The 12,056-nt window shown below is 38.9% G+C and carries 16 protein-coding genes; 6 read left to right on the plus strand and 10 right to left on the minus strand.

Features of this window, described 5'->3' with window-relative positions; all coding sequences use genetic code 11:
* Window positions 1-33 precede the first annotated feature (33 nt).
* Window positions 34-660 carry a peptide-methionine (S)-S-oxide reductase MsrA gene (gene msrA / locus C0T34_RS11745; protein ID WP_192940904.1) on the plus strand — a complete coding sequence of 209 codons (627 nt, stop codon included), beginning with the start codon at window positions 34-36 and terminating at the stop codon, window positions 658-660.
* A 150-nt stretch (window positions 661-810) separates the two neighbouring features.
* Window positions 811-2,190 (plus strand): hemolysin family protein, encoded by a 1,380-nt coding sequence (locus C0T34_RS11750; RefSeq protein WP_075672803.1) that lies wholly within the window; start codon window positions 811-813, stop codon window positions 2,188-2,190.
* A 79-nt stretch (window positions 2,191-2,269) separates the two neighbouring features.
* Here the strand turns inward: C0T34_RS11750 and C0T34_RS11755 are convergent, their stop codons facing one another.
* On the minus strand, window positions 2,270-2,476 hold the full coding sequence (locus C0T34_RS11755) for a DUF1107 domain-containing protein (RefSeq protein ID WP_006535730.1): 207 nt from the start codon (window positions 2,474-2,476) through the stop codon (window positions 2,270-2,272).
* Window positions 2,477-2,759: 283 nt separating this feature from the next.
* On the opposite strand from C0T34_RS11755, the gene C0T34_RS11760 reads away from it, so the two are divergent.
* Window positions 2,760-3,320 (plus strand): YtfJ family protein, encoded by a 561-nt coding sequence (locus tag C0T34_RS11760; protein ID WP_075672802.1) that lies wholly within the window; start codon window positions 2,760-2,762, stop codon window positions 3,318-3,320.
* 53 nt (window positions 3,321-3,373) lie between these two features.
* Here the strand turns inward: C0T34_RS11760 and cysQ are convergent, their stop codons facing one another.
* Window positions 3,374-4,114, minus strand: a complete 741-nt coding sequence (cysQ, locus tag C0T34_RS11765) for a 3'(2'),5'-bisphosphate nucleotidase CysQ (RefSeq protein ID WP_098941366.1) — start codon at window positions 4,112-4,114, stop codon at window positions 3,374-3,376.
* Between the two features lie 141 nt (window positions 4,115-4,255).
* The gene (locus C0T34_RS11770) at window positions 4,256-4,876 is read right to left on the minus strand and encodes a peptidylprolyl isomerase (protein ID WP_036939421.1); all 621 of its coding nucleotides are present in this window, start codon (window positions 4,874-4,876) and stop codon (window positions 4,256-4,258) included.
* A gap of 260 nt (window positions 4,877-5,136) precedes the next feature.
* Between C0T34_RS11770 and C0T34_RS11775 the strand changes: the two genes are divergently transcribed.
* Window positions 5,137-6,585 (plus strand): NAD-dependent succinate-semialdehyde dehydrogenase, encoded by a 1,449-nt coding sequence (locus C0T34_RS11775; protein ID WP_109850204.1) that lies wholly within the window; start codon window positions 5,137-5,139, stop codon window positions 6,583-6,585.
* 218 nt (window positions 6,586-6,803) lie between these two features.
* Here C0T34_RS11775 and zinT read toward each other — a convergent pair whose 3' ends face one another.
* Genes zinT through C0T34_RS11790 form a run of 3 tightly spaced genes read right to left on the minus strand, consistent with a single transcriptional unit; the run spans window position 6,804 to window position 7,840 of the window.
* Complete coding sequence (gene zinT / locus C0T34_RS11780) at window positions 6,804-7,451, minus strand: metal-binding protein ZinT (RefSeq protein ID WP_098941368.1); 648 nt, start codon at window positions 7,449-7,451, stop codon at window positions 6,804-6,806.
* A gap of 4 nt (window positions 7,452-7,455) precedes the next feature.
* Window positions 7,456-7,581: a type B 50S ribosomal protein L36 gene (ykgO, locus tag C0T34_RS11785; protein WP_006535739.1), complete on the minus strand. Its 126-nt coding sequence runs from the start codon at window positions 7,579-7,581 to the stop codon at window positions 7,456-7,458.
* Window positions 7,582-7,591: 10 nt separating this feature from the next.
* On the minus strand, window positions 7,592-7,840 hold the full coding sequence (locus C0T34_RS11790) for a type B 50S ribosomal protein L31 (RefSeq protein ID WP_023583603.1): 249 nt from the start codon (window positions 7,838-7,840) through the stop codon (window positions 7,592-7,594).
* A gap of 236 nt (window positions 7,841-8,076) precedes the next feature.
* Between C0T34_RS11790 and C0T34_RS11795 the strand changes: the two genes are divergently transcribed.
* Window positions 8,077-9,771, plus strand: coding sequence for a hypothetical protein (locus C0T34_RS11795; RefSeq protein WP_109850205.1), 1,695 nt, complete (start codon window positions 8,077-8,079; stop codon window positions 9,769-9,771).
* Window positions 9,772-9,839: 68 nt separating this feature from the next.
* On the plus strand, window positions 9,840-10,469 hold the full coding sequence (locus tag C0T34_RS11800) for a LysM-like peptidoglycan-binding domain-containing protein (protein ID WP_239450330.1): 630 nt from the start codon (window positions 9,840-9,842) through the stop codon (window positions 10,467-10,469).
* An 83-nt stretch (window positions 10,470-10,552) separates the two neighbouring features.
* Here C0T34_RS11800 and rplI read toward each other — a convergent pair whose 3' ends face one another.
* Genes rplI through rpsF form a run of 4 tightly spaced genes read right to left on the minus strand, consistent with a single transcriptional unit; the run spans window position 10,553 to window position 12,002 of the window.
* Window positions 10,553-11,002: a 50S ribosomal protein L9 gene (gene rplI / locus C0T34_RS11805; RefSeq protein WP_023583606.1), complete on the minus strand. Its 450-nt coding sequence runs from the start codon at window positions 11,000-11,002 to the stop codon at window positions 10,553-10,555.
* A gap of 40 nt (window positions 11,003-11,042) precedes the next feature.
* Window positions 11,043-11,270 (minus strand): 30S ribosomal protein S18, encoded by a 228-nt coding sequence (rpsR, locus tag C0T34_RS11810; RefSeq protein ID WP_000135199.1) that lies wholly within the window; start codon window positions 11,268-11,270, stop codon window positions 11,043-11,045.
* Between the two features lie 4 nt (window positions 11,271-11,274).
* Window positions 11,275-11,595 (minus strand): primosomal replication protein N, encoded by a 321-nt coding sequence (gene priB, locus C0T34_RS11815; protein ID WP_098941371.1) that lies wholly within the window; start codon window positions 11,593-11,595, stop codon window positions 11,275-11,277.
* A gap of 8 nt (window positions 11,596-11,603) precedes the next feature.
* Window positions 11,604-12,002 carry a 30S ribosomal protein S6 gene (rpsF, locus tag C0T34_RS11820; RefSeq protein ID WP_023583607.1) on the minus strand — a complete coding sequence of 133 codons (399 nt, stop codon included), beginning with the start codon at window positions 12,000-12,002 and terminating at the stop codon, window positions 11,604-11,606.
* Window positions 12,003-12,056 lie beyond the last annotated feature (54 nt).

A 12,056-nucleotide genomic window follows, 5' to 3' on the forward strand; every position in this document is an offset into this window, starting at 1 on the left:
AAGCGTTTACGAATATAAAAATTGGAGTCTACCTTGCAACATAAAGCTTACCAACCAGAGAATGCCTTAAGGGGCACTTCAACACCATTAGAAATATCTGCTAATCATGCTGTAAATGGGCATTCTATTAATGATATTCCAACCAATATGGACATTGCTTATTTTGCAATGGGCTGTTTTTGGGGAGTTGAACGTCTGTTTTGGCAACAACAGGGCGTTTATTCAACAAGTGCGGGTTATAGCGGTGGTGTAACAGAAAATCCAACCTACCAACAAGTTTGCCAAGGTTTAACAGGCCATAGTGAAGTGGTGAGAGTTGTTTTTGATCCCTCAGTGATTAGCTATTCACAACTTTTGGCTCTTTTTTGGGAAAATCACAATCCATCACAAGGTATGCGCCAAGGTAACGATATTGGCAGCCAATATCGTTCTGCCATTTACACTGTTAATACAGAGCAATATGCTCAAGCTATTGATTCAAAAAAACGTTATCAACAAGCGATGAATACACAAGGTGCTACTGAAGCAATCACGACTGAAATTCAACCTACGGGTCCTTTCTATTTTGCTGAAGATTACCACCAGCAATATTTACATAAAAACCCACAAGGTTACTGTGGATTAGGTGGAATAGGCATCTGCTATCCCCCTGAAAAGTAAAACTAGCAGAAAATAGCAGGGCGATGATATAATTACGCCCTCTTATCTATCTTTGTGAATAAATTCATCACAATATATTGATTTATCTTCTATTTTTAACACTCTAGTATTGCCCTTTGGATAAAATACTTGGGGTAGTGTGAGCCTTATATGCTTAATAGTTTACTCATTGTGCTTTTGCTTTGTGCTATCAGCGCCTTTTTTTCGCTGTCTGAAATCTCTCTTGCTGCTTCTCGTCGAATTAAACTCAAACAACTTGTTGATGAGGGCAATATTAACGCCGCACGTGTATTAAAAATGCAAGAAATGCCAGGCATGTTTTTTACCGTTGTGCAAATTGGATTAAATGCCGTCGCTATCCTAGCAGGTATTGTCGGTGAATCTGCATTCTCTCCTTCGTTAAAAAGCTTTTACCTCCAATTTTTTGAAGAGCCATTAGCGCAACAGCTTGGATCTATTTGTTCCTTTATTATTGTCACATCCATGTTTATTTTATTGGCTGACTTAACGCCAAAACGTATTGGTATGATAAAACCTGAAGCTATCGCATTAAGAATTGTGAACCCAATGCGTTTCTGCCTTGCCTTTTTCCGCCCTCTGGTTTGGTTATTTAATGGTATGGCAGATCTCATCTTCAAATTATTTAAAATCCCAATGGTAAGAAATGAAGATATTACTTCTGATGATATTTTTGCCATCGTAGAAGCCGGTGCTGTTGCTGGCGTTTTACGTAAACAAGAGCATGAGCTAATAGAGAATGTTTTTGAATTAGAGTCACGTACCGTACCATCAGCAATGACTCCTCGAGAAGATGTGGTCTATTTTGATCGTGAAGAAACTGAAAGCGATATCAAAGAAAAAATTGCCACTCAACCTCACTCTAAGTTTCTCGTTTGTGAAGGTGATATCGACCATATTATTGGTTATGTTGATTCTAAAGAGCTACTTAATCGCGTTATTAACGGGCAAAGCTTAAATCTCAATGAAGGTGTTCATATCCGTAAAGCTCTGATTATTCCTGATACATTAACGCTTTCAGATATGTTGGAAAGCTTTAAAACATCCGGTGAAGACTTTGCCATCATCCTTAATGAATACGCTATGGTGATGGGTGTTATTACACTAAATGATGTGATGACAACTTTGATGGGCGATTTAATTGGACCGGGGCAAGAAGAGCAAATTGTGAGTCGTGATGAGCACTCATGGTTAGTTGAAGGTGGTACACCAATTGATGATGTAATGCGTGTACTTGATATCGACGATTTCCCAGATTCAAGTAACTACGAAACCATCGCAGGTTTTATGATGTATCGCTTACGTAAAATTCCAAAACGCACTGATTATGTGAAGTTTTCAGGATACAAATTTGAAGTTGTCGATATTGATAATTACAAAATAGATCAATTGCTTGTAACAAAAGTTGATGATATTCCACCTGTTAAGCCGATTTTACAAGAACATGTTCCTGTTATACAGACAACAACAGAAGTCGATATCAAGACAGATGAGAATAAAACGGTAAGTTAACAAGTAACAAGTTGAAATTAATAACTGAGTCTTATCGAAGATATTCACGAGAAAGACTCAGTTATCTATCAGATAAAAGTTAGCCCATTTCTGCTTTCAGTAAAACGACCTGCTGGTTCACTTCACTCATGACATTAAAATGTAGCTTATCTCTTATTTTAGGTAATAAAATTTTACCGTAATCGAATTCAAATGCACCCATTCCTTTGATGTAAAACCGTCCACGAAATAATGTCTTAACGTAGAGAGCAATTTTTTCAGGGTTATAGCGATTGAAGATTTTCATCTTTCAGTTAGTCTCCCATGCTCGTTGTTGAGTTTAATAAGTCATAAAGACTTATCTTTGTATATCAAATTTAAAGACCTAATTATAAGTACTAGGTTCAACTTATTTGATTTTCTTATCTGTTTTTACATTTATTGACAGTAAAGAATATAAATAAAGATAGCCTGTGCGTTATTTTACCCACTCAATGTTAAATAAATGTATCAATGATGAGGTATTATTCTTCATTAGCTTCTATGCTTAAATAGAATCTAACGTCGATTTCAATAATAGGATCATGGCTATGCACAAAATAACCTTAGCTGCTCTTTTACTCAGCACATCCACATGGGCATTTGCACATAACATCACTGAAAATACAGTTCTTCCAGCTGTCACAATCAATGACAAAGGTGAGCTACTTTATGACACAACCAAAGATAAGTTTAGCTACCAAAATTGGAATAGTGGTCTGCTCAGTGGAAAAGTACGTACTGTTCAGCATATAGCAGGACGTAGCAAAGCTAAGGAGATGAATGCGCCGTTTATTGAAGCCGTAAAACTGGCTAAATTCCCACATAGCAGTTATCAAACTACAACAATTATTAATACTGATGATGCAGTGTTTGGTACAGGCCCATTCGTTCGTGGCAGTGTTGAAGACAGTAAAAAAGAATTTCCTTGGTCACAATTTATTGTTGATGCTGATGGTGTAGCATTAAAAGGCTGGGGATTAGAAAAAGAGAGTTCAGTCATTGTTGTTTTAGATAAACAAGGCAAAGTTCGTTTCGTCAAAGAAGGTGTATTAAGTGGTGCAGAAATCACGACTGCAATCAATCTTATCAACGATTTAATAAAAGAATAATTCCTGTGTCAGAGCCCTTATAAAACAAAGGGCTCCGATTTTGTAAAGTGACACTAAAAGATAGAAACTCTAAATCCTGGATTTATCAGCGACTCTTTTGGGGAATAATCTAGCGTGACTCCTTTCCAATCCGTGACATGTGCGCCCGCCGCAATCGCAATAGCATGACCTGCCGCGGTATCCCATGTATGTGTAGGCCCAAAGCGAGGATAAAGCTGTGCTTTACCTTCAGCGACTAAACAAAACTTCAAAGATGAACCAACAGCAACGGTTTGATGTGCACCAAGTTGTGAGAGGTATTCTTTTAATTCATCATCTTGATGAGAACGACTAATCACAATCATGGGCGGCTCCGCACGACTGGCATGAATAGGCAATCGTTGTCCACACACTTCTTTCCATGCCTGTTTATTTGCCGCTGCATATAACACATTTTGAACAGGAGCATAGACAACCCCTAAAACAGGTATCCCCTTTTCAATTAAGGCGATATTTACCGTAAACTCACCATTCTTACTGATAAATTCTTTAGTTCCATCTAGAGGATCAATCAACCAATAACGATCCCAATGACGACGAACGTCCCATTCAGGGGGATCTTCTTCAGATAATTGAGGTATATCTGGGGCAATAGAAGCAAGTCCTTGTTTGATAACTTGGTGAGCAGCCAAATCAGCCTCTGTAACAGGTGAATTATCACTTTTTTCCTGTACTTGGATAGGCTCTGATTGCTGATAGATTTGCATTATCGCCGTACCTGCTTGGCGAGCTAATTTGCTGACTTGTTCTAACATAATGCACCTCTCTTATTTCTATAAGCAGATAACTTCTCTTATAAAAATTAATTACCCTACTGTCTCTTTATTTTAGTACAGAGACGAAAATAGCCGGCAAAACCGGCTATTTTTTACTCTGATTTACCGCAGAATAAGAAATTATAAAATTTCTAATAATTCTACTTCAAATACTAATGTTGCGAATGGAGGAATAGCCGCACCTGCTCCACGTTCGCCATAAGCTAATTGGTAAGGAATATATAATTCCCATTTTGAACCTACTGGCATTAATGTTAATGCTTCAATCCAGCCTGCGATAACGCCATTTACTGGGAATTCAGCAGGTTGACCACGCTGAACTGAGCTATCAAACACAGTGCCATCAATTAAACGACCAGTGTAGTGAACACGAACATGATCAGTACGCGCTGGAATTGCACCTTCACCCGCAGTCAGTACTTTGTACTGTAAGCCAGATTCTGTAACTTGAACGCCTTCATTTTTCACATTTTCTTCTAAGAAGATTTTGCCAGCATCGGCCAGCTCTGCTTGACGTTCTTGACGAACAGCTTCAGCACGCTCGTGCATAGTACGTAAAGCATTGTGTAATGTTTCAACAGGTACAGAAGGAGCATTACCTTCTAATGCATCGGTCAAGCCAGCTAACAGTGCTGCGGGCTCTAATCCTTGAAGACCTGATTCAGTCAGTTGTTGACCGACTTGCAGACCAATACCGTAACTTGCCTGTGATTCAATAGAATCAAATGATGGTTTTGACATGAAAAATACCTGTTTTTTATGAAAGTTAGATCCAAGAATAACAGTGGTAAGGTACAGCGTAAACCTTCAGTCTTGAGTAATGGGAATTATTCATTAAAAACATAAGCAATTGACCTTATTTATCGTCTTTTGGCACTTTTTTATTGGCATTTGTCATACTTATTTTCACAACATCGCAACACAGGCATATAATTATAAACAGGCACAAAACTGCCTAGCCTTATAAATATCAATATATATGTGTTCAGAGAGGTTATGAAGTGAAGATAACGACAAATCCCTATTTCCGCGAACAAGGCTATATTGATGGTCTTTGGTGTAATGCTAAAAATAACGAAACTGTTGATGTTGTCGATCCTGCCACAGGTATTTTACTTGGCACTGTACCCAATATGGCAACACAAGAAGCCATAATGGCAGTTGATGCTGCACAAAAAGCCTTACCAAAATGGCGTGCACTTACAGCACATCAGCGCGGAGCATTATTGCAAAATTGGTTTAGATTAATCACTGAAAATAAAAGAAAACTTGCTGAATTAATGACATTTGAGCAAGGAAAACCTGTTGCTGAAGCTGAAGGTGAAATTGCTTATGCAGCCTCTTTTATTGAGTGGTTTGCAGAACAAGGTAAGAGAACCAACGGTGAAATTATTCCCTCACCTTCTGCTGATAAACGTTTGATGGTGATCAAACAAGGTATCGGTGTTTGCGCTGCTATTACGCCTTGGAACTTCCCTGCTGCTATGATCACCCGTAAAGCCGCTCCTGCATTAGCGGCAGGTTGTACTATGGTGATTAAACCCGCCAATGAAACACCTTATACCGCATTGGCTTTAGCAGAATTAGCAGCTCAAGCCGGTATTCCCGCTGGTGTTATTAATATTGTAACTGGTGATGCTATTAAAATTGGCGAAGTCTTTACCTCTGATAATCGCGTTCGCAAATTAAGTTTTACCGGCTCTACGGGTGTAGGACGTTTATTAATGCGCCAGTGTTCAGATAGCGTAAAAAAAGTCTCTTTGGAATTAGGTGGCAATGCACCATTTATCGTGTTTAACGATGCCGATATTGATAAAGCAGTTGAAGGTGCAATCGGAGCTAAATTCCGTAATGCAGGACAAACCTGTGTTTGCGCTAACCGGTTTTATATTCATAAAGATATTTATCAACAATTTAGCGAACGCTTTGTTGCTGCCGTTAAAAAGCTCAAAGTGGGAAATGGTTTTGAAGAAGGTGTCACTATTGGGCCTCTTATTAACTGTAAAGCGGTTGAAAAATCACAATTATTGCTTGCTGATACACTAAAACGCGGTGCAACACTGCTTTGTGGTGGAGAAAGTGATAAAGCAGGTGAAAACTTTTTCCAGCCTACTGTTGTTGGCAATGTTCCCGCTGATAGCCACATCCTTGAAGAAGAAATATTTGGCCCTGTTGCACCTTTAGTTATTTTTGAAAATGAAGATGAAGTGGTGCATTTAGCGAATAACACCATTTATGGTTTAGCCGCATATTTTTATAGTGAAAATCCACAACGTATTTGGCGTGTTGCTGAAAATTTAGAATACGGCATGGTGGGGATTAACACCGGTTTAATTTCCAATGAAGTTGCGCCATTTGGTGGTATTAAACAATCAGGTTTAGGTCGTGAAGGTTCTGAACACGGCATTGAAGACTATATGGAGATGAAATATCTCTGCCAAGGATTATAAATAATCTTTAATCCAACCCATTAAAAGTAAGTCAGCATGGATGCTACTGCTTTTTTCTGGTTTTTTATTAAAAGGGAAAGGAAATATTTAATATGTTATATCAAAGGAGATATTTAACTAATATTCCTTTATTTTTTAAGCTAAATCTTCATGAAAAATCCTTAGCATTCCTTTGCTAAAGATTTTTATTATTTTATTTTCTATTTATTTTACTTAAATCAGTGATAAAGCATTTCGTGAACAATATCATCTGCTTTCATTGAATAAGGATAATATGTTGGCCAATTAGTTAATTCTTTAAGTAACTCATCTTGCGATGTATTGCCCATATATAAATGGAAGTGCCCTGCTTTCTCTGGTGCAATAATGTGGTCGCTAAATTGAATAAACTTAGGTGCTTGGCTTTTGACATCATCGCAGCGGAAAAGATAGCGTACCCCTTTTTTACCAGACTCATAATGTAGAATACGATAACCATCATAATGATATTCACAGCTATCGACTTTCTCTCCACGATGGAACTCGATGATATTGTTTTCAATACCAATCATATCCACATCAGTTTTATAGCCTTGTGTATAGTAAGTTCGGTACTCTTCAACCGTTTTATCTTTTTTTGTTTCCGCTTTCTTTTGTAAAACCTCATCTAACTCACCACTAAGAAGATAAGGCTCTACAGATTGCCATACACCATCCCAATCACTGAGTTGGCGATCAAGAACATCCTTGTCCTCAAAAATCCCATTAGCGGCATCTCGTTGAGCTTGTGTTTGTACTTTTTCATGATGGTGGCCATGTGCTAAAACAGACATTGCACTACCCAATAGTCCCATAATAAAAACACAAGAAAGAACTGGCTTTTGCATAATCTTACCCCTGAACAGCTTTAAAACGTGGGTTTGACTTACAAATCACGTAAAGGCGACCACGACGACGCACGACTTTACAATCTGGATGGCGTTGTTTTGCACTTTTCAATGAACTTAATACCTGCATTGTCTCTTCCTTACTTAATAAATTGACCAAAACGTTTATTAAAGCGTGCCACATTACCTTCTTGAGAATGTGTCTTTTGCTTACCGGTATAAAATGGGTGTGATTGAGAGGAGACATCTAATGTCACATAAGGGTATGTTTGCCCTTCATACTCTATCGTTTTTTCCGTTTGGATGGTTGAACCCACTTTAAAATAAGCATCTGCACTGGTGTCATGGAAAATCACTGTTCTATATTGAGGATGAATACCTAGTTTCATAATAAACCCCACTTTATTTGTAATGTTATAATATAACAATTAAAGATTGCGTTAATGTAACGCTTTTTAATTTTATTGACCAGTTTTTTTTGATTTGTTTTTCTATCTCAAGAGGGGAAGTGTGTTTGGGATAAGTTTCTTTTAGGTGATATAAGTGGATTTTCTGGCTTTTTTTATCCAGCTTCCCTATTTTCCGCTAAAGTTATACTAAGACGGCAAAACAAATAGGATTTATTATGACTAATTGGCGCGATAAGCTTTTCAGTAAGTCACCTCTGTCTATCGACCTCACAATAGACTTTCCTAACGTTTGTCCTTCTTCTGTTCCTTCAATTCTTTCGCTGTTAGCACCTTATGAAATAGGTGATACACCTTTACCTGATGAATTAAATCTATTATCAGACGCTCACTTAAAAACAAAACCTGATGATGATTCAATACCTTTTAGTTGGTCGGCAGGCGCTCGTGAAGGTATTATTTTGCACCAACGAATAGGTCGAGCAATTGAACAACAGCCTTCTCAAAAGGCATGTGAAGAATTTGCGCTATCCCTCTATCATGCAATAAAGCATGTCGTTCTTTTACCTGATAAAGAGCATGTCGCTTCTTTTTATTCACTCGCCTGCCAAGATAAGTTCGCTCCTATTACCTATCTTTCGCATTTGATAGATAAAATAGAACAAGATGACGCACTGATTAATCATGAGACCTATTTTCAATTGATCTTGTGGATCTTAAAGTTAAGTCCTGATAAGAATCCTATCAAAATAGCTTTAGGGCTATTAGGATCGTTTAATGATAGTGCCTCTCAGCGTTTACTCTTATTGTTTGCCCTGCATCCTGAATTTACCCTTTATGCTATTCGTTCGCTAAAACAGCGCCTTTCTTGTGAAGAGTTTGAGCCTTTTTTACACCACCTAGGTCAACGAACTAAAGGCTGGGGACGCATCCAGTTTATCGAGCATTTGCCTTCAACACTGTCTGTTAATAATCGCTATTGGCTACTGACTGAAGGGTATAAAAATAATGTAATGACAGAGTATGTCGCCTATGACTGTGTTACAAAAGGGACACTATTAGAAATGCTGAATACGTACCCTTTAGATAATGAGCTATTGCTTGGTTGTAGCGATCTTTTACGTGCACTGCTTAATGGCGGTCCCGCAAAAGATATTTATGATTATGTAGAGGGCGCCCAAGCATGCAACGCTTTTATTTCACAAGTTGATACTTTGCCTCCAAAAGAATTAAGGCTCCTTTATTGTGTCTGTGAAATTACTGACTTTGTGCAAAATAATGGTGAAGATTGGTTATTGCTTGAGTCTCTCGGCTGGAACGATCATTGCCAACAACAAATTATTTCTGCTTCGCAAAATATTATTCAAAAACCAGAATGGTCGACACTTATTATTGAAGCATTACAAAACCCTTCTCGCTCAAAAAATTACCAAGCAAGTCTTGTTGCTAAATCTCTTCGCCTTGATATCTGGGAGTTGCTCTTCTCACTACAAAAAGATAATCCCAATGCAGATTGGTGGCACCAATTAATGCAAACGGATGCCTCTCACAAAATAGAAAGAGTAGTTAAACTTGCAGAACAACAAATTGAATTAACAGCATTAGATAGCACAGATGATCCATTAATAACTACTCACTCTGAATATCAGTCCCATCATGCCGTTGAATATATTATGCAAGATCTTGGTGGTTTTCCCGGTATCGGCTGGTCACTTATCAAAAGGCAATTACGTAGTCCGACATTGCGTGATAGAAATATGGCGCTGAATGTTCTTTCAACATGGTCTGACACATTATTGCCTCATGATCTTTATGGTGAATTAGCGCAGGCTTTAACCATAGAAACTGATAAAAATGTGTATCAACGCATGAAACTATTTTTAGTTAACCATCAAGGAAATAAAGAACATTAACGGTTAGAGCGAATAGATAATTCTGAAAAGAATTCAGGGAGCAGGTTAGGATCATGGTTCGTGCTAGTATGGCTACAAGGAATAAAAAAGATGTTACAGCAATTCATAATACTGATTCACAGATCAATAATGAGGTGAATATGGGCAAATTCCCTGGCTTACATCGTCGGGCAATACTGGTTATTGCTATTGTTTTATTGGTCATATTTTTTTGGCCAACAAGTGAAAATAATGGTGAACCACCTCAACCGTCATCATCGACGCATGATCTTCCTGTGCCTATTTCACCATCAGTATCAACAAGTGATCCAATTTATCAAACCTCGATCCCTCAAGCGCAAGATAGCTTAAATGCCGATCCCGCAACTTCTCCATCAATAGAGGATCCAACGGCAAATGATCCAGAGGGAAATGTTGCTCAAACAACACCAGCGCAAACATGGCAAACTTATACCATTAAAGAGGGGCAAACCTTAGCCCAACTGTTTAGAGACAATCAACTTCCTGTCAATGATGCATTCTCTATGGCGAAATCAGAAGATCAACAGAAATCATTAAGCCAATTACGCACAGGGCAAGCTATTCGTTTACAGCGTAACCCACAAGGTGATGTCAGTATGCTAGAAGTGACAAATAGCGCCGGTACTGTTATCACTTACACTCGTTTGAGTGATGGAAGTTATTACCGTACACCATAGTAAGAAGAGATTTAATTTATCCCAAAAAAAACGCCAGCTTAGCTGGCGTTTTTCTTTATCAACATTAACTGTTTAATCAGAGATTATTCAGCAACGATGATAACATTCAGTTCAGCGAATACGTCACTGTGAACTTGGAAGTGAACTTCGTGGTCACCAGTAGTACGCAGAACACCATTTGGCAGGCGAACTTCGCTCTTACACATTTCAACGCCAGCAGCAGTTACTGCATCAGCGATGTCACGAGTACCGATTGAACCAAACAGTTTACCTTCGTCACCCGCTTTAGAGCTGATAGTGACAGAACCCAGTGCATTGATCTTCGCTGCACGAGCTTCAGCTGCTGCTAAAGTTTCAGCTAATTTAGCTTCTAACTCAGCACGACGCGCTTCGAAAAACTCGATGTTTTTCTTAGTCGCAGAAACAGCTTTACCCTGTGGGATTAAATAGTTACGAGCATAGCCCGATTTTACGTTAACCTGATCACCCAGGCTACCCAGATTCGCTACTTTATCAAGCAGAATAATTTGCATTACCTTATCCTCTACAAGTCATTAATGGACTATATACCTATTACTGATGACGATCAGTATAAGGTAATAAAGACAGGTAGCGTGCGCGCTTGATAGCACGAGCCAGCTGACGCTGGTATTTTGCACGAGTACCGGTGATACGACTTGGTACAATTTTACCACTTTCAGTGATATAGTTTTTCAGCGTAGCGATATCTTTATAATCGATCTCTTGTACGCCTTCTGCTGTGAAACGGCAGAACTTACGACGACGGAAATAACGTGCCATATGGCTAGTCTCCAGAATCTATCAATTCAATCTGCTCGGCATGAAGCACCAATTTAAACAACCCATTTCGCGCCTGGTGGCTACTAATGAATCCAGAAACGGTGATTTGGTTGCCGACCGTTATACTGTGAGTAACTGCTTGTAACGCTTTCCCGCTAGCAATAATGGGCATTCGGCACCATGATTGTCTTTTTAATCCCGCCTCTTCTTGTATTGAACGATGTTCAATAACAAATTGACAGTGCGGGATACCAGCGGGGCTAACTTTTCGAATTAATGCTTTGCACACCGTGCCAGTTAGCACCAAATGATTATTAGCCGTCACAGCACTAATTACTCTTCAGAATCCTCTGCTACATCATCAACTTCATCTTCATCATCTAGGTCATCAGCGATATCACGACGGCGTTCGTCTTTTGCTTTAACCATTGGAGAAGCTTCAGTTACTGCGTGTTTAGTACGCATAATCATGTTGCGGAGAACGGCATCGTTGAAACGGAAAGTAGTTTCCAGTTCATCAATCACTTCTTGCGGAGCTTCAACGTTCATCAGAACGTAGTGTGCTTTGTGCAGTTTGTTGATTGGATAAGCTAATTGACGACGACCCCAGTCTTCTAGACGGTGGATCTGACCATTTGCATTAGTGATAGCGGTTTTATAACGCTCGATCATGCCCGGAACTTGTTCGCTCTGGTCAGGATGAACCATAAAAACGATTTCGTAATGACGCATTTGATATTGCTCCTTACGGATTTATCAGCCTCCTGTCAGGGTCAGTCACCACCC

Origin of the sequence: Proteus sp. CA142267 (assembly GCF_003336825.1) — a bacterium.
Taxonomy (GTDB): domain Bacteria; phylum Pseudomonadota; class Gammaproteobacteria; order Enterobacterales; family Enterobacteriaceae; genus Proteus; species Proteus terrae.